We start from the raw sequence: 17544 nt of genomic DNA on the forward strand, positions 1-17544 counted from the left end.
TTAATCGAAATCTTAATTGTTAGAGAGTAGAATTAAACGGATTGTCTACCGTTAAAAGGACAATAATATCGGTTCTTTAACCCGTATTATTAATAAGTGTGTATTTGATTATACAAAATTAGGTGGTACCGCGGTGATTATCTCTTCGTCCTATAATATTTATAGGATTGGGAGTTTTTTTTTACACAAAATAATATTTAATCTTATATCAAGTAATCAAAAAGTAATAAAATCGAACTTTTATTTAATCAATAAATGATAATGAAATATTCTAAGATATTTATGTAAGGAGTGATTTCTTTGAAATATAATGGTGCTGAAATAGTTATTAAATTATTAGAGAACGAAGGAGTAGAATATATATCAGGCATTCCAGGAGGATTTAATCTCCCACTTTATGATGCTTTATATAAAAGCAAAAAAATCAAACATATATTAGCCCGTCACGAACAAGGCGCTGGATTTATTGCACAAGGCATTTCAAGAAGTACAAATAAAGTTGGGGTATGCTTTGCAACTTCTGGCCCTGGAGTAACTAATCTTTTAACTGCTATTGCAGATGCTAAACTTGATTCAATTCCTCTTGTTGCTATAACAGGTCAGGTTCCTCTATCAGCAATAGGTACTGATGCCTTTCAAGAAGTTGATGCTTATGGATTAACAATTCCAATTACTAAACACAATTTCTTAATTAGGAACATACATGAACTTTTTACAGTTATAAAAGAAGCTTTCAAAATAGCTTTAGAAGGAAGACCTGGACCAGTGCTTGTTGATATTCCTAAGAATATTCAGAATGAATTTATAGACTTAGAAGACTTTCCTTCTGAAATTGCATCTGAAAATCTACCAAAAAGAGAGCAAATAAAAAGCTCTACGCTTTATTGCATAGCTGAATTAATCAATGCTTCAAAGAAGCCTATAATTTATGCAGGTGGAGGTGTAGTTAATTCAAACGCTTCATCCAACTTATATAAAATTGCAAAGAAAAATAATATACCAGTTTCTTTAAGTCTTATGGGACTTGGTGCTTTTCCTTGTGATGATGAATTGAGTATTGGAATGCTTGGAATGCATGGCGCACCATATACAAATTATCTTCTAAACGAAGCTGACTTAATTTTGGCCCTAGGAGTAAGGTTTGATGATAGAGCTACAGGTAATATAGAAAAGTTTTGTCCTAATGCTTCTATAATTCATATTGATATTGATCCATCTGAAATAAATAAAGTTAAAACCAGTAGTTTATCTATGATCGCAAATGTTGATGACTTCTTAGAAGATATACTTCCACATATTGAAAGTAAAGGTCGAAATACTTGGAGGGAAAGAGTTAAATGCTTTAAATCTAAATATCCACTCCCTTCTTATAAAAACATACTGCATCCTGCTAATATAATTCCTTTTGTAGGAAACATAGTTCCTAGTGATGCAGTTATTACTACTGATGTTGGGCAGCATCAAATGTGGGTAGCTCAAAGATACCCTTTTAAATTACCAAAGGCTTTACTAACTTCTAGTGGTCTTGGAACTATGGGATTTGGACTTCCAGTAGCTATAGGTGCTGCATTGGCCAATAAAGATAAGACTATAATTTCATTCTGTGGTGATGGATCTATTTTAATGAATATTCAGGAACTAGCTACCCTTGCTGACTTTAATTTGAATATAAAAGTAATTATTTTGAATAATCATCATTTAGGACTAGTACGTCAGCAGCAACAGTTGTTTTATAATGAACACTATATAGCATCAAAATTTATATCAAACCCTAACTTCAAAATGATAGCAGAAGGCTTTGGAATACAATCTTGTGATTTAGGTAATGAGGAAAAACCTTTAGAAAAATTAAAAGAATTGTTAACTGTTGAGGGACCTTGTGTAATAAATATACCTATTGAGGAAACTGAAAATGTACTTCCAATGGTTCCTCCTGGTAAATCAAATATAGATATGATTGGTGGTGAAAATTTAAATGATTAATACTAATTTTTATCTTATAGAGCTACATGTTAGAAACCATTCTGGTGTTATGAGCCACATAACTGGGCTTTTTGCAAGACGAGCATTTAATTTAGAAGGAATTTTATGTGCACAAATAGGTGATGGTTCTACAAGCAAAATGTATTTACTTGTTAAAAATGATTCTGTGCTTGATCAAATAATAAAGCAACTAGAAAAACTCTATGATGTTATTGAAGTTTCAGTACACCAAGATTATGATCAGTCTGTATTTGAAAACTTAAATAAAGTACTAAAACTTAAACAAGAGGATATTTGAGATTTGATTCTATAACTTAAGCTTAGAATAGTAAATAAAACTTAGTTTTAATTCAGAAATAAAAATAAGGATAATAAACAATATCTCTACTGTTTATTATCCTTATTAAATGAACCGCTCTATAAGAAAGTTTGTAATTATCTTGGGAGTATAATGTTAGCATTGTGTAAATTAATATTAACATAGTTTTAAAATTTATACAAGACTATTTTTATCTGCTTTATATACTATTTAAAAAAGATATTATATAAAAAGCTAATGTACATAAACATTAGCTTTTAAATCTTAGGTTATATATTAACTAATTTAGTTCTTCTATTTCTATTTTAATTAAATGAACCTAATAAATACATACCCCAAAAAATAAAAATAGCTACTAATATTTAATTTATTCACCTATTAATTCATTTTTAACATATTCATTAATATTTTCTTCTTCGCCTTCAAATATTTCTGTCAAATGTAATATTATCTCTTGTTCATCTTCAGGAAGATATTTTATTGTTTCTTTGATTGTATCTACATTTACATCTTTCATAAAATAAAATCACCGCCTTAATATTGTTTTATTTCTAAATCTCTTAGTACAGCTTTTTCATGTTTATATGTTACTATAAATCTCTGTTTATTATCTTTAGATTATGTTAATAATTCCTTAATATAATATTACAAAGTGTTAAAATTTAAATTAGCTCGAAATTAGGGATAAACTTATTATGCAAATAGCCATTGTATTTTCTCATTTGACATTATAACTTATTTTCTTGTAAATTATTGTCTTTATGTGAAAACAACTTCAAGTTTATATCAGTTATTTTTCTACATATTTGTTCATATAAAGTGCTTGTTCGAAAATAAGTAAGATATAAACTAATATATAAGAAACATTTATTTAATTATTCAATAAAACATTAAAATTATTTCAATAAAGATAAATAATTGATTATATAATTAAATTGAATACTCTTATGTTTGTTGCTGTTTTCTAAATATGATAAGAAAATATCACAAACTCGATTATAGAGACATTGATATTTTCACTACATAAATTTATATTAAATATTAGTTGTTCATTTTACTTAATTTAAATGGTTTTGCTATATTGATTTCTTTGTTTTTTAATAACTTTAAACCCATATAGCTAATAAACACTATGGTGTAACTGCTTAACCTTACCCAATCTATTTCCTTTTCATTTAAAAGTATAAGTAAAACATGAAGATATGCTAAAAAGTAAAACAAATACGCCCATCTTTGAATCCTCTTCCATTGCTTTCCTTGCATTTTACGTCTTATTTTCTTAAATGAGGTAATAACTAATGGTATCATTATAATAAATCCAATGAGTCCAACTGCTATATAGCTTAAGTATAATACAGGAAACGAACCTTCATTAGTGATTTTAGGAAGCTTGAGTATTATAAATCGAATAAAATATACTATTCCATGAGGTAACAGCATGATTGCACCTATAATTGCTAATTCTGCTCTAATGCTGCGTAATTTTTTTGTTATTGTCCATTTTTGATTTAAAGCTCCTGCATACATTACTAATATAAAAAATGATACTGATATCAATCCTCTTATTGAAGTTTTTTCAAGGGTTAGAATAACCCCTTCAAGCTTTGCGTTAGATGTTATTCGTAGTATTTCATAAAATGATGTAATTATCGCAATACCCGTTGCCAGCGAATAATAAAGATAATAATGCTTCTTAATAGATGATGTTAAAAGTAATGATAAAATCGTTACTAGAATTAATGTGCAAATAAAGATCATATTTCTACTCCTTATAATCACTATTGATAATGAATATCACTAACAATTATATTTTATCATGGCTATTACGTCAAGATTTAGCAATCTTTATTTTATCTGATGGCTAGGAAATAAAGTAGAATGAAATTATAATCACTTTTCTTATATATTGATTTAAATTAGGTATATGTTGGTGCACTATTACATTGAAAAAGAGATAACCATAATTATTATAGTTATCCCTTAATCTTATTTCCTATATAACTTATATTATTCTACCATTTAGCTTTTGTTCCATCATAATTTTTCCAATTTGGATTAGACCAGTTAAGACCTTCCATGGCAACTTATTTTACTTTATCTTCATCAATAATAAGTCCTAGAGCTGGTTGTGTTAGCAAGTCTACAAAACCGTCTTTATATTGAATAAGGCCTTGCTATTAAGTGAACACTATGTCTAAAGAAATATGTTTTATTTACTAGAAGCATAAAAAAGATATCTCAAATTAACAGAACTTTAATGATGGGAGAATATAAATAATGTTTTTAAAAGTTGAAAATTTAAGAAAAAGCTATAATACGGGTGATATAACTACTACTGTCTTAAAAGGTACCGATATAAGTTTAGATAAAAGTGAGATAGGAGTAATACTAGGGCCTTCTGGTTCTGGAAAATCAACACTTCTTAATATTATAGGAGGAATTGACAGATGTGATTCAGGTATTGTTTCAGTTGATAACATAGACATTACTAAACTAAATGACAATAAGCTTACAGATTATAGGCGAGAAAATATCGGATTCATATTTCAATTTTACAATCTAATACCTAATCTTACAGTAGTTGAAAATATAGAAGTTGTTTCAAATATAAGCAAATCACCGCTTAATATTGACGAAGTACTGAAAGCTGTGGATATGCTTGATAAAAAGCATAGATTCCCAAGGGAACTTAGTGGCGGTGAGCAGCAAAGAGTTTCTATTGCAAGAGCTATAGTTAAAAATCCTACTCTTTTGCTGTGCGATGAACCAACAGGTGCCCTAGATTTTTCAACATCAAGAGAAATTTTAAAGCTTCTTCAAAAGGTAAACAAAGAGTTTGGCACAACAATACTTATGATAACTCATAACACTGCAATTAGTGCTATGGCCAATAAGGTTTATAGGGTTAGAAGCGGCGAAATTGTAGAGAGTACAGTTAACAGCATCGCAATGCCTGCAGAAAGGATTGAGTGGTAATGATTATTAATAAAAAAATCAAACGAAACATGCTGGAAAGCAAATCACAATATATGGGCTCATTACTACTTATCGTTTTTAGCTGTCTGCTTTTTACAATGTTTAACTTGGTTTCGAGAAATCTTACAAAACTATCTTCTTCCTTTGAAAAAGATTATAATCAAGAAGATTCAAGTTTTACAGCTATTCCAAGAATAAATAATATTAAAGCTCTGGAAACAAAATTTAATATGAGTATTGAGGAAACAAAGTCATTTGACTACTTGGTATCAGAAGATAAAACCCTAAGAATATTCAGTCAAAATAATGAGGTTAATATCCCTGCTATAATTCAAGGAAAAGCTCTAAATAGTGGTGAGATTCTAATAGATCCATCATATGGAAGAGCTAACAAATTAGATATTGGAGATAGCATAGAAATTAATGATAGGAATTTTATAATATCAGGTTTTATGTCTCTTCCTAACTATATCTATCCCTTAAAAAGCGAATCAGACATAATGAATGATCCAAGCAACTTTGGAGTAGCTGTTATAAGTAAAGAGGACTTTAATAGTTTAAATAAAGGCAATGTTTCTTATTCAATAAGATTTAATGGCGATAGAAGTAATATAGATAGCAAGATATCAGAGTTTAAAGATTATCTAAGAAATGAAAATATTATTCTTCTCAGCTGGATGAATACAAGTGACAATCCAAGAATTACATATTTTACAGCAAAGCTTTCTGGCATTGATAAAATGAGTTCTTCCATGCCTATAGCTGTACTTCTTTTAACCTGCATATTAACTGGAATTGTTATGTATAGAATGTTAAAGAGAGAAGCTGTTGTTATAGGAACTCTTTATGCCTTGGGGTATAGAAAAAAAGAGATTATGAAGCATTATCTCCTATACCCAATAATCATTGCACTTGTAGGCGGTATCCTAGGAACTCTCCTTGGATTACTAGCCTTAAGACCTATGATGAACTATTATGTGTCATTCTTTAATATTCCAGTAGGCTCTTTAAGCTATGATATAAGCTATATTATAGTAAGCATTTTACTTCCAATTTTCTTCTTAGTAATCTGCAGTTACTTTGTAGTTAATAAATCCCTAAAAAATTCACCAATACAGCTAATGCGAGGTGGGGCTGAAAAGAATAAGATTGGTTTCTTAGAAAGAAAAGTAAACCTTGAAAGATTCAATTTTAATACTAAATTTAAAATACGTGAGCTCCTAAGAAGCATACCTAGAAGCATATTTCTGTTACTTGGCATAGTTATGTCAGCAATGCTGCTGCTCATGGGCTTTGCATCTAAGAGCTCAATGGACTCCTTACTTAAAGAATCCTTTAATGAAGCCTTTAAGTATAATTATCATTATGTATTTAACTCTATCCAAAATGGTGAGCCAGAAAAAGGAGAACCTTTCTTGGAAATGCCATTTTCAATGAAACATGATGATAAAACTAATTTTACAGTATATGGCGTAAGTACAGATTCTAAATATATTTCATTTAAGGATAGATCAGGTAATATATTGGAACCTGATAGAATCATCGTTACAAGACCTTTAGCTGATAAGCTTAATATAGCGCCCAAAGATACATTAAAAGTAATTAATAGATTGGATTCAAAAGAATACAGCATAACAGTTGATAGCATTGCGGAAACGTTTGTAGGCCAATATATTTATATGCCATTAGACAGTCTTAATAGTATGATTGGCTTCCCTTCTGGAAGTTATATTGGATTATGGAGCACGGAAAAAATAGACATTCCAGAAAATAAACTTTTAACAATTGTAACTGTTGATGATATGAAAAAAGCCTTTGATACAATGACAAAACCGCTCCAAGCAATAATAGGAAGTATAGCTTTCATATCCTTTATAATCGGGCTTATTGTAATATATGTTGTTACTTCTCTAACTATAGAGGAAAATAAAGATAATATTTCTCTTTTAAAGGTTTTAGGTTATAGAAAAAAAGAGATTTACTCATTAATTTTAAATAGTTCCAGGTTTATAGTTGTGCTTGGTTACATACTAGGAGTACCTCTCCTACTTGGTTCCTTAACTGCACTATTTAAATCAATGACAAAAGAAATGAGCATATCTTTTCCAGTAACACTTGATTATATCTATATTATAATTGGTTTCGTCATAATATACTTAACTTTTGAACTCTCGAAATTACTTAGTAGGAAAAAGATAAACAAAATTTCAATGGCTGAAGCATTGAAATCTAGAGTAGAATAAACATAATAATATGCTTTTTTATATAGTATAGGTTATCAAAAGATAAGATGGTCTGTTACGCAGCTTCTAGAAAGATAATTATAAAATTCTAGTAACTGATTAACAGACCATCCCTGAATGCACGAAAGAAAGCTCATAGCAAGCAAGGATAGAAACAACTTTTACTTCAGATTTATATTTCCATTTCCTTAACATTATCAGCTATTATTAAATCGGCATCTGTTGTTTTCACCACTTCATCAACAGTTAAATCTGGTGCTACTTCTATTAGAACTAATCCTTTATCTGTAACTTTCATAACCGCCTTATCTGTAATTATTAGATTAACACATTTGGCAGCCGATAAAGGTAATGTACATTTCTTCAATACTTTTGGATTCCCTTTTTTATCATTATGGCTTAATGCAGCTATTACATATTTAGCTCCCACTAAAAGATCCATTGCGCCTCCCATACCAGGCGAAAAAACTCCAGGAATTTGCCAATTTGCAATATTTCCTTCTTGATCTACCTCTAAAGCTCCTAATGCAGTTATGTCAACATGTCCACCTCTTATTATTGCAAAAGATAAATCCATATCAAAGGTTGATGATCCTGGTAGTAAAGTGATTGGAGATCCACCTGAATTAGCTAGATCTGGGTCAGATTCTCCTATCTTTGGAGTTGCGCCAAACTTCAATGCGCCATTTTCACATTGTAATGTTATTTCCATTCCTTTTGGTAAATAATTAGCCGCCATATTAGGTATACCAAATCCTAAATTAGCAACCATTCCTTCTTTAAACTCTTTTGCGATTCTTCTTGCAATTATCTCTTTACCATTCATCATTTTCACCCCTATCTCATTTTATTAGTTCTTATCCATAAATCTTCAAAATATTTTCTTCTATCTTCAAAAGAATCACCTTGAACTATTATATCTACTAATATACCCGGTGTTCCAACACTATCAGGAGGGATTTCGCCCACCTCAACGATTTCATCCACTTCAGCTATAACTAAATCAGCAGCAAGTGCCATACTTGTATTTGTCCCTTTTGTTGTTCCTCTATATACAATATTTCCGAACTTATCAGCTTTATAGCCTTTAATTAATGCAACGTCTGCTTTTATAGCTGGAAATACTAAATATTCCCTTCCATCTACACTAAGTTTATCTCTTCCCTTCTCGATTTCTGTACCAAGTCCAGTTGGTGTTATAACTGCGCCAAGTCCAGCGCCACCAGCCCGTATACATTCAACTATGGTTCCCATAGGTATAAATTCTACTTCTAATGTGCCTGCATTATATTGTTCTTGTGCTTCAGGGCAAGTACCAATATGTGCCCCTACAAATTTTTTTATTTGTTTATTTGCTATGAGCTTACCAACATCATGAGTCTCTCCTGGTTGAGCTGATACAGCTTGAATAAGTGTAAGATCTTTAATATTTGTATTCGCTAGCGCGTCTATCATCTTTAATGGAGCACCCACTCCTAAAAAACCTGCTGTCATTATCTTCATGCCATCTTTAATATTTTTTACTGCTTCCTGTACTGTCTTAATCTTTGTCATTTCTCTATACACCTCCAGATTTTTATAATATGCTATCAATTATTAAAGAAAGTTTATTATTTAAGAGCAATTATCCCTTTTAGAAATTTAGCTGTTATAATAATATTATTATTTATGAATTTATATTCCAACTAAATCCAAAAATCGAAAGCATAACGTCTAATAAGTTTTTATAAAATATTTTATAACATATGGAAGTATATAAGAATTACCATTTTCAATTTATATAACATAATGCGTTATAAGTTTATTAAATAAAATAATTGATTTGAATTTTACTAAGCTCTTGAGTAAAAAAACAGATGTGAATTAGAATAATTTTTCCTAATTCACATCTGTTTTTATAATGATCTTTTAATCCACTAAACCCGCATGTTTCCAATAAATTATAAAAATTCACGGTTGTGCTTCCCACTTTTTCATAAATGAATATTGTTAACTTTTTTTATTGTTTTATTTAAAAAATGTTTCGTTTGAATACATTTTTGTTTAAAGATGTATTTATTTAAATCACTAAAACTCATTTATTCTTAAAAAGTTTTAAAGGTTTATTGGAATGTTTTTAAGAAGAAATGAAGTTTAATTAAAATTTTAGTTATCGCTTAATATATCTTCAATTATATTTTTTAAGTTTTTACCCTGTTCAAAATCTGGATCTAATTCAATAGACTTCTCTGTATACTCTAAGGCCTTATCAATTTGTTGTAAATTATAATAACAAAGTGCAATTTCGTAATTTGTTTCTGGGCATTCACCGTAAAACTCTAGTGAAGATTCTAGAAGCTTTAGTGCATCATTATCATAGCCAAGATAACCTAATATAGAACCAAAATAATATCCTAAGTCGCCTTCTTCACCAATAGGGAAATAGTATTCCCAAACTTTATTGATAGCATCAGCAAGTTCATCTTTAGGGAAGTTTTCTTCATTTTCTATTCTTTCAATTAAAATATTGTATAACTCAAGCAAAGTTCTTGAATCCCATACTGTAAATCTTAGAAAAGTCAAAAGTTCCTTAGTTGTCAAGGAGTTACTCAAAGGCATAATTGCTTTTTTCATTATATAGAAATCATCAGGCCCTACACTTTCTATAATTTCATTGTAAGCCATTGAAGTTTCAATAAAATCATTATCACTATTACTTACCATAAATAGAGACACATTTATGTTTTCGTGTTCATATATACTATGTATTGCTTTTCCACCAAGTTCTTTAAAATATAACTCTATAGCATGAAAATTTACCGTCATAGAAATGCATCCATGCTTTGATAAAAATGGATGATAATTTTTATCCATACTTTCTTCATTCTTATAACCTTTATCAGCAGATATCAAAATTACATCATCATTAAATAACTTTCTTAATCTTGAAATACATCTTAATCCAATTATAGGCATATAGAATGCTGTATCCTCTAAAGAATTTTTGTAATGCATCAAAACATCATTTAAATTCTTATCTTCGTAATAACTATTCCCATCAATTTTTTTATCTGTATAATAATAATCTAATCCTGCAAGAATTGATTTATCATTAGGATCTCCTTTTTCGTCTGGAGAAGTTATTGTTATTACTCCTTCATAAATCTCTCCGTTATTAACATAAAAAGTATCTTGTGGAAGACTGTCAAAAGTATAATTAGCAAATAGAATTAAAGGATTCTTCATTTTCCCTTTTGATAGTACTTCACCACTATGTCTAAGTTTAATTTCATCATCCCTAGATATATCAAAAGTTGCACAATCAAGTATTCCAGCTTCGAAATAAGGACTTAAGAAGCTATGATTCTGCCAATATTCAATATTTCTTTCAGCAAAATCCGTTACTATGTATTTAAACTTTATATCTTTTAACGAAGAATTTTCAATCATATGTAAAAATCTTTTTAGAAACGTATAAGTAAATCGTCCAACTCCTGCTGCAAGCTCCATAATATATATAACGGTATTTTTATCTACATCTTCTCTTGCAACATAGTCTCGCAAATATCCAAAGACAGTTTTAGCGTATTGATTTGCGATATACGGATTAGTTGTTATATATTGTGGTACAATACCTTTAATCCAAGCCTCTGGCCCTTGGTTTGCAAAGAATTCTGTCTGCAATTTCCATAACATTGACTGTGATAAAGGCTTTTCAGCTTCAACTATAGCTCCTGAACTCTCGTTAACTTTCGAATTTGAAGCTTTAGTTATATTATATTTTTTATTTTTTTCTGACAAAACAATTCCTCCCTAAAAGTAAAGTTAAAAATTACTTTTACTAAAATATCATTAACAGAATGATTATACTATTTTAATTAATTTATGTATATAGATAAACCAACTATAATCTATACTTATGAGTATAGCTCATCGAAATGAGTAATATACTTTTGTTCCAGTTTCTAGGTAATTTCAATGGGTGATTCTAAGGCTATAAAGTTGCACCCAAAGTGCTAGCCTCAAAGAACAAGCTTTGAACTAGCACATTTGCAACAACTTATAGCCAAAGAATCACATCCATCAAAATTACCAATGAAACATTCTACAAAAGTATATTACTCATTTCTAGGCGGAGAATATTTCATAGTTTATAATTGTGTTATCTATAAAGCTAGATTTATGCGATAACTTACTGAAATCATAAACATTTTGTTCTAAAAAGCATGAAAATATGAACTTAATGTTTTAGTAACTTTGTAAATATGTTCATCCAATAAATCAAATTCTTAAATTATTTATATATATACAAGTTTTATCCAAGATAATGGACCCCAAAAATCATAATTCTTATTTCTAGTTGGGATATTTAACTGTATGGCACAGATAAAGCGTAAATATCCAAATAAAAAGGCTACGTAAAACGCAGCCTTTTTGTAGTCAATATTTGTCCTAAAATTATTTTAATTTGTTATTCTTTTGCTTACAGAATTTTATCGGATATTCATTTACTTGCCCTCAGCACACTTTTTGTACTCTATAGTTTTTTCAACTGGTTTAACTATGGATTTATCTTGCCACTTACCTTGCCTGTAACGTATTACGCTTGCTATAGCTGTAATAGTCCAAGTTAGTCCACTTGTTACCCACACACTCCAAACTCCTAGGAAAGGAATCATAGCTAGTCCACTCGAAAATCCAACTCTTCCAGCCACTTCAACAAAACCGTTAACCATAGCATAAAATGCATCTCCTGTACCATTTAGTACACCTCTTGTAACGTAAATCATTCCAAGAGGAAAGTATGCACAACTTGTAATCCTTATTGCTTTATCTCCAAGATTTATTACTGATTCATCTTTAACAAACACTTCCATTACAGCCTGTCCGCCAAATTGGGCTGCAAGAAATGCTAAAAGGCTAAATCCAGCTACTATTAAAATGCTCTTGTGATATCCTTTTTTTACCCTATCCAGTTTATTAGCTCCCATATTTTGACCTGCAAATGTAGACATAGCTGCCCCTAATGAATTGAATGGCTGCTGTATTAGCTGTTCTACTCTGCTAGTAGCTGTAAATGCTGCAACAGCTGTCTCTCCAAATCCATTTACTACACTCTGAAGCGCTACCAATGAAACAGCAATCAGTGAGTTTTGAGCTGCTACAGGTACTCCGATCCTTATGCATTTAGTTATGATTGATTCACTTATTTTCCAGTGTTCTTTTTTCAATTTAAAATATGGATTCTTGATCAAGGCAAATACTAAGCAGCCAATTGCTGCACATGCCTGAGAAATAACAGTTGCATAGGCAGTACCTGATACACCAAGTCCAAATTTTAGTACAAAAATTAAATCTAAGACAACATTAATTGCACAAGAAATAATTAAAAATACTAAAGGTGTACTCGAGTCACCTAATGCTCTAAGTATGGCTGCTATAGCATTATATGCTGCTACAGCTATCATTCCTCCTGATGCTATTCTCAAAAAAGCTACAGAATCATTTAAGATTTCAGGTGGTGTATTCAAAAGCTGTAAAACTTGACGTGCAAAAATAACTCCAAATATACTCATAACAACACCAGATGAGCCAATCACATAAGTTGAATTGGCAATGGCTCTCTTTACTTGTTCTTCCTTCTTAGCTCCAAAATATTGAGAAATGATTATACCTATACCAACAGACAATCCCAAGCATACAGAGAAAAAAAGAAAACTTAGAGATCCACAAGCACCTACTGCTGCTAAAGCATTAGCACCAACAAACTTTCCTACGACTATTGAATCAATTAAGTTATAAAACTGCTGAAATACATTGCCTATAAGCATTGGCCAAGTGAATTTTATAATATGGGAAACTTCATTACCTTCAGTCATATCATGTACATATTTTATAGACATAATTTAAAACTCTCCTTCTTTTGTTTACTTCAATATTACATGGATTTAATAAATTAAGCTGGCAATATATTAACCCAATATAGACATATATTGCAGTGCATGTTATATTTTTTATGTTAAATTTAATTTGAGTGTATATTATTTTACAATCGCTCTTCTTAGAATTTTGTAAGGGTTGTGTTTCTATCAATATCTTGTAATACCATTGAATTATCCACATACTAATTATATATATTAAATATTTGGAGGTCTTATATGTATCCTTTTTTTGAAGCGAATAAATCTGGTGATCAAAACTTTTTTAGTTCAAAAATTTTAGAAAATTTCAGTTTTCCTCCACACTTACATCCATATGTAGAAATAGCTTATGTTATTGAAGGCTCTATAGAAGTTACAATAAACGATACTCAACGCTGCCTTAAGGCTGGTGAGGTTTCTATATGTTTCCCCAATGATATACATACTTTTAATAGTGATGGATTTTCAAATATTATTCTATTTATTTTCTCACCAGATCTTACACGCAGCTTCTTTGGTATACGAATGGACAAAACACTGGAGAATCCATTTATGTCAAAAAATATTGTAGATGATGGGATAAGTCCTCTTTTATATATGCTTCATGACGAATATAAAAGCGTTAATAACAAATACGTTATTAAAGGGCTTTTATACACCATACTTGGAAAACTTGATTCGCATTTTACATTTAAAAAAAGTAGCACCTTTTATAATAGTACAATGCAAAATCTACTTAAATACATTGAGATTCATTACCATGAGAAAATTTCACTTGATAGTATAGCGAAAGATTTAGGTTTCAGCAAATTTTACCTCTCAAGAATTTTTTCAAATAAGATTGGCTACCAATTTAATGATTACATAAATAGATTACGAATAAATAAAGCTCAAAAACTCCTTAGCGAAACAGACCTTCCAGTTACAGTTATAGCTTTAGAATGTGGCTTTGAAAGTCAGAGAAATTTTAATAGAATTTTCAAAGAACTAACTGCTCTTACTCCTACAAAATTTAGAACAGGTATATGATGCTATTTTTCAACAACTCCATTTGATGAGTTAAACTTTAAAAAGCGTGTGCCTTGAAAAGTTAATGTTCCCCATTCATGTTCTGGAACGTTTTTGAAGACACGTCTTCCAACTGTAAATTTCATTTCACTCCCAGTGTCTAACTCAAATTCTAAAATTAACTTTTCGGTAGTTGTCATAACTCCATTGCTGTCTGTATTTGTGCACGTTTCTCTTTTTTTCTTAATTAATTTCGCCTTAGTGGATATAATTGGTGAGTTTTCATTTTTAATATATTTACTGATGTTTATAAAAATTATAAAAGCCACAAAAACAAAAAATATTAGCTGAAATCCAATCATGATTAATCCACTTCCTATCTTTCTAAAATGCTATTACTTTAGCTTAAATTACACATTTTATTTATTTTAACTTGATTTTGATAACTTATTTATTTAATACTTATCGGTTTTATACCCATTATATCATAAAATTAGATATATTAGCCCATTAAGCATTATTTATGCTAAAATGAAGTCAATATCTAGGAAATTTTCGCAATAAACTTCAATGAATTAAAGTTCTATTTATAATACATATTTTCTTAAAAATTAAAGCTAAGATTTTTAAATGCAAAAAATCTTAGCTTATTAATTATCAGCTCCTTTATAAATTTCCTAACACCTTTTGAATTTCTACCTTTGTCAAAGACCTATACTGCCCTTTCTCTAGTGATTTGTCTAAAGCTAGTCCACCAATTGAAATCCTCTTTAAATATACAACGTAGCAGCCTACAGATTTTAACATACGCTTTACTTGATGCTTGCGTCCTTCTGAAATAGTAAGATATCCTGAAATGACTGGCTGTGTACAATGATTTGAGTTTATATTGTTCACATTATCGGTAGCCATTTCATGTTTAAGATCTTCATATATGCCAAACTTATCTACTTGTATCTTTGCAGGCTTAGTTAATATTTTACCTTGTCCAATAAAAGTTCCCTGTTCTAATTGTTTCTTATCTTCTTCGCTCAAAGAACCTAATGCCCAAAAGAAATAAGTTTTTTCAACATGCTTTTCTGGATACATTACCTTATGTTCAAATTCTCCATCATTTGTAAATAACAATAATCCTTCTGTATCCTTGTCTAACCTTCCAACATGAAATATTCCTTTCGTACCAGCTTCGCCCAAAAAATCAAATACTGTCTTATGAATCTCATCAGTTTTTGCAGTAATACAACCTGCTGGTTTGTTAAACATGTAATATAATTTTCCAGCATAGTTGATTATCTCATTAAGATACTCAATGACATCACAGTTTTCATCAATTTCCATTGCAGGCTCTGTTACCATCTCTTTATTTACCTTTACCATGCCTTCTTTAATATAAATTCTGACATTTTTTCTGCTTCCAACAGCCGCCTCTGCTAGAAATTTATCTAATCGCATATATCGTCACATCTCTTCCTTTGTAAAAACTCTAAAAAATTTAATTAACTTATCACTTGAAACTTGTCCCTAATTTCAACTTGTTATTTAATAAAGCTAAATTAATAATTGTATTCTGCAAATATAATTATTAATTTGGATATCCATAGTTTAAAGTAAATCTCAATATAATAAACTTTTTAAAACATATACATATTCTATTTCAATTTGATCCATATAGATTATAACATCTTTTTCATTAATTATTTACTAATTTAAATTTTTGCCATGGAGCTATTGTATCAATCAAAAACAGTTCTTCTTCTGCGATTCTTGCTACTACATTTGATTTGCCGGAGTTTTTCATAGTTTTTTTAGCTATCTGCATTTCTCCTGCATAATGTCCATATAATGAACTTTCTATAATAATATCTCCTCTTCTTATATCTGGAGTATTAAATACTTCAAAATTTTGGTCTTTATATTTAACTCTACTTTGAGTTGATCTTATTAAATAATCTGATACATCTCCTCTGTTAAAATGAAATTCCTCAAGAACTATTTTCTTCTCTAATTCAGGTACATTTTTATTTATCTCACAATTTAATGTCAAAACATAAGGATCTATTTTACTTAATGCCTTTAATTCTTCTTCACTAGCAAAGGCATTTGCAATAATTACATCATCTATTAAGTCAGATGCCCATAAATGCTTTGCTTGAACTGTTATTGGAAGATCTCTATGAATCTCAAGAGTGCATAATCCCTCGTTTACAGGCCATGGACCATGATCTGCACTGTGAGATGAAATAAATGCTGCTGTTCTGATTCCTAACGCTTTGAACTGCTTGCTGGTTTTTATAAAATGTTCGTAGCTTAATCCTGTATATCTGTGTGGATAAAAATTATGACATCCTAATATGTTATCTGCATTTGGCATATAAGAAAATATATTATCTATATATTTTGTCCCATTGCTCATGTTTAATTCTATTTTTAATTTCTTACTTGTAAAGGACATAATAGATTCTTCTAAACCACTAAATCCAAGATCAAGTCTTATACCATAGAGTCCTAGCTCATTGAAAAAATCTAAATTATTATAATCAATTCCAAGTTCATCGAATACTTTAGGGCTTATATCTGCTAATACTTCCATATCATTTTCATTTGCACATTGTATTATTTTCTTGAAATTATTTATTATTACTTCTTTACTTCCATCAAATGATAAAAGGCATGTAAAAATTCTTTTAAAATTATATTTATATGCTAATTTTATATAATCTTCTATTTCTCTTGCACTACTGTGCATAGGATAAACTGATATTCCTAGCCTTCTCATTAAAAAATCTCCCTTATTATAATTTTTATTATATAGATATCCAAATTTGAAACTAAACCTATGTGATAACTTACCGAAATCATAAATATTTTGTTCCGAAAAGCTATGAAAATATCGCTGAAGTTTCTAAGCGGCAGGTTGTATCCAATTTAGCATGCTCCAACTTTCAGTTTGACAAGCTAAATTGGAACAACCTACAGCTAAGAACCTTTAACAGCTCATTTTCAAATGTTTTCTTCACAAATATATTTATGATTTCTAGTGAAGATATGAACTCAAAGTTTTAGAAAATTTGTAAATATGTTCATCTAATAAGTCTAATTCTTGAATTGTTTATCT

The 17544-nt window shown here is 29.8% G+C and carries 14 protein-coding genes and 1 other annotated feature (1 of these 15 cut by a window edge); of the genes, 5 read left to right on the forward strand and 9 right to left on the reverse strand.

What is annotated here, in order from left to right:
• Positions 1-156: a binding site (T-box leader), on the forward strand (it extends 104 nt beyond the left edge of the window).
• A gap of 144 nt (positions 157-300) precedes the next feature.
• On the forward strand, positions 301-1983 hold the full coding sequence (ilvB, locus tag PZA12_RS13645; protein WP_103699077.1) for a biosynthetic-type acetolactate synthase large subunit: 1683 nt from the start codon (positions 301-303) through the stop codon (positions 1981-1983).
• On the forward strand, positions 1976-2281 hold the full coding sequence (gene ilvN / locus PZA12_RS13650; RefSeq protein WP_077844328.1) for an acetolactate synthase small subunit: 306 nt from the start codon (positions 1976-1978) through the stop codon (positions 2279-2281). Before ilvB ends, ilvN begins: the two co-directional genes overlap by 8 nt.
• A gap of 388 nt (positions 2282-2669) precedes the next feature.
• On the opposite strand, the gene PZA12_RS13655 is transcribed toward ilvN, so the two are convergent.
• Positions 2670-2819: a hypothetical protein gene (locus tag PZA12_RS13655; RefSeq protein ID WP_012058857.1), complete on the reverse strand. Its 150-nt coding sequence runs from the start codon at positions 2817-2819 to the stop codon at positions 2670-2672.
• 524 nt (positions 2820-3343) lie between these two features.
• The gene (locus PZA12_RS13660; protein WP_103699075.1) at positions 3344-4060 is read right to left on the reverse strand and encodes a ferric reductase-like transmembrane domain-containing protein; all 717 of its coding nucleotides are present in this window, start codon (positions 4058-4060) and stop codon (positions 3344-3346) included.
• A 519-nt stretch (positions 4061-4579) separates the two neighbouring features.
• Here PZA12_RS13660 and PZA12_RS13665 point away from each other — a divergent pair.
• Both PZA12_RS13665 and PZA12_RS13670 read left to right on the forward strand, forming a co-directional pair.
• Positions 4580-5278 (forward strand): ABC transporter ATP-binding protein, encoded by a 699-nt coding sequence (locus PZA12_RS13665; protein WP_103699074.1) that lies wholly within the window; start codon positions 4580-4582, stop codon positions 5276-5278.
• Entirely contained in the window at positions 5278-7521 is a 2244-nt protein-coding gene (locus PZA12_RS13670) for an ABC transporter permease (protein WP_103699073.1), read from the forward strand. Before PZA12_RS13665 ends, PZA12_RS13670 begins: the two co-directional genes overlap by 1 nt.
• A gap of 172 nt (positions 7522-7693) precedes the next feature.
• On the opposite strand, the gene PZA12_RS13675 is transcribed toward PZA12_RS13670, so the two are convergent.
• From PZA12_RS13675 to PZA12_RS13690, 4 genes are all read right to left on the reverse strand, one after another.
• Positions 7694-8347 carry a 3-oxoacid CoA-transferase subunit B gene (locus tag PZA12_RS13675; protein ID WP_078115466.1) on the reverse strand — a complete coding sequence of 218 codons (654 nt, stop codon included), beginning with the start codon at positions 8345-8347 and terminating at the stop codon, positions 7694-7696.
• 11 nt (positions 8348-8358) lie between these two features.
• Positions 8359-9075, reverse strand: a complete 717-nt coding sequence (locus PZA12_RS13680; protein WP_078115465.1) for a CoA transferase subunit A — start codon at positions 9073-9075, stop codon at positions 8359-8361.
• 591 nt (positions 9076-9666) lie between these two features.
• On the reverse strand, positions 9667-11301 hold the full coding sequence (locus tag PZA12_RS13685; protein ID WP_078115464.1) for a tetratricopeptide repeat protein: 1635 nt from the start codon (positions 11299-11301) through the stop codon (positions 9667-9669).
• Positions 11302-12008: 707 nt separating this feature from the next.
• A complete protein-coding gene (locus PZA12_RS13690; RefSeq protein WP_078115461.1) occupies positions 12009-13403 on the reverse strand; it encodes an MATE family efflux transporter in 1395 nt (464 codons plus the stop codon).
• 255 nt (positions 13404-13658) lie between these two features.
• On the opposite strand from PZA12_RS13690, the gene PZA12_RS13695 reads away from it, so the two are divergent.
• On the forward strand, positions 13659-14450 hold the full coding sequence (locus PZA12_RS13695; RefSeq protein WP_078115460.1) for an AraC family transcriptional regulator: 792 nt from the start codon (positions 13659-13661) through the stop codon (positions 14448-14450).
• A 2-nt stretch (positions 14451-14452) separates the two neighbouring features.
• On the opposite strand, the gene PZA12_RS13700 is transcribed toward PZA12_RS13695, so the two are convergent.
• The 3 genes from PZA12_RS13700 to PZA12_RS13710 all read right to left on the reverse strand — a co-directional run bounded on the left by PZA12_RS13700 (position 14453) and on the right by PZA12_RS13710 (position 17205).
• Positions 14453-14791 (reverse strand): DUF2500 domain-containing protein, encoded by a 339-nt coding sequence (locus PZA12_RS13700; RefSeq protein WP_078115459.1) that lies wholly within the window; start codon positions 14789-14791, stop codon positions 14453-14455.
• A gap of 304 nt (positions 14792-15095) precedes the next feature.
• Complete coding sequence (locus PZA12_RS13705) at positions 15096-15881, reverse strand: pseudouridine synthase (RefSeq protein ID WP_078115458.1); 786 nt, start codon at positions 15879-15881, stop codon at positions 15096-15098.
• A gap of 238 nt (positions 15882-16119) precedes the next feature.
• Positions 16120-17205, reverse strand: coding sequence for a DUF871 domain-containing protein (locus PZA12_RS13710; RefSeq protein ID WP_103699072.1), 1086 nt, complete (start codon positions 17203-17205; stop codon positions 16120-16122).
• Between the last annotated feature and the right edge of the window lie 339 nt (positions 17206-17544).

This window comes from Clostridium beijerinckii (assembly GCF_036699995.1).
Classification (GTDB): domain Bacteria; phylum Bacillota; class Clostridia; order Clostridiales; family Clostridiaceae; genus Clostridium; species Clostridium helianthi.

Excerpts from the sequence above, each read along its gene's own strand:
- ilvN (WP_077844328.1), top strand. The coding sequence starts at position 1,976 with ATGATTAATACTAATTTTTATCTTATAGAGCTACATGTTAGAAACCAT.
- PZA12_RS13655 (WP_012058857.1), bottom strand. The coding sequence starts at position 2,819 with ATGAAAGATGTAAATGTAGATACAATCAAAGAAACAATAAAATATCTT.
- PZA12_RS13660 (WP_103699075.1), bottom strand. The coding sequence starts at position 4,060 with ATGATCTTTATTTGCACATTAATTCTAGTAACGATTTTATCATTACTT.
- PZA12_RS13665 (WP_103699074.1), top strand. The coding sequence starts at position 4,580 with ATGTTTTTAAAAGTTGAAAATTTAAGAAAAAGCTATAATACGGGTGAT.
- PZA12_RS13670 (WP_103699073.1), top strand. The coding sequence starts at position 5,278 with ATGATTATTAATAAAAAAATCAAACGAAACATGCTGGAAAGCAAATCA.
- PZA12_RS13675 (WP_078115466.1), bottom strand. The coding sequence starts at position 8,347 with ATGAATGGTAAAGAGATAATTGCAAGAAGAATCGCAAAAGAGTTTAAA.
- PZA12_RS13680 (WP_078115465.1), bottom strand. The coding sequence starts at position 9,075 with ATGACAAAGATTAAGACAGTACAGGAAGCAGTAAAAAATATTAAAGAT.
- PZA12_RS13690 (WP_078115461.1), bottom strand. The coding sequence starts at position 13,403 with ATGTCTATAAAATATGTACATGATATGACTGAAGGTAATGAAGTTTCC.
- PZA12_RS13695 (WP_078115460.1), top strand. The coding sequence starts at position 13,659 with ATGTATCCTTTTTTTGAAGCGAATAAATCTGGTGATCAAAACTTTTTT.
- PZA12_RS13700 (WP_078115459.1), bottom strand. The coding sequence starts at position 14,791 with ATGATTGGATTTCAGCTAATATTTTTTGTTTTTGTGGCTTTTATAATT.
- PZA12_RS13705 (WP_078115458.1), bottom strand. The coding sequence starts at position 15,881 with ATGCGATTAGATAAATTTCTAGCAGAGGCGGCTGTTGGAAGCAGAAAA.
- PZA12_RS13710 (WP_103699072.1), bottom strand. The coding sequence starts at position 17,205 with ATGAGAAGGCTAGGAATATCAGTTTATCCTATGCACAGTAGTGCAAGA.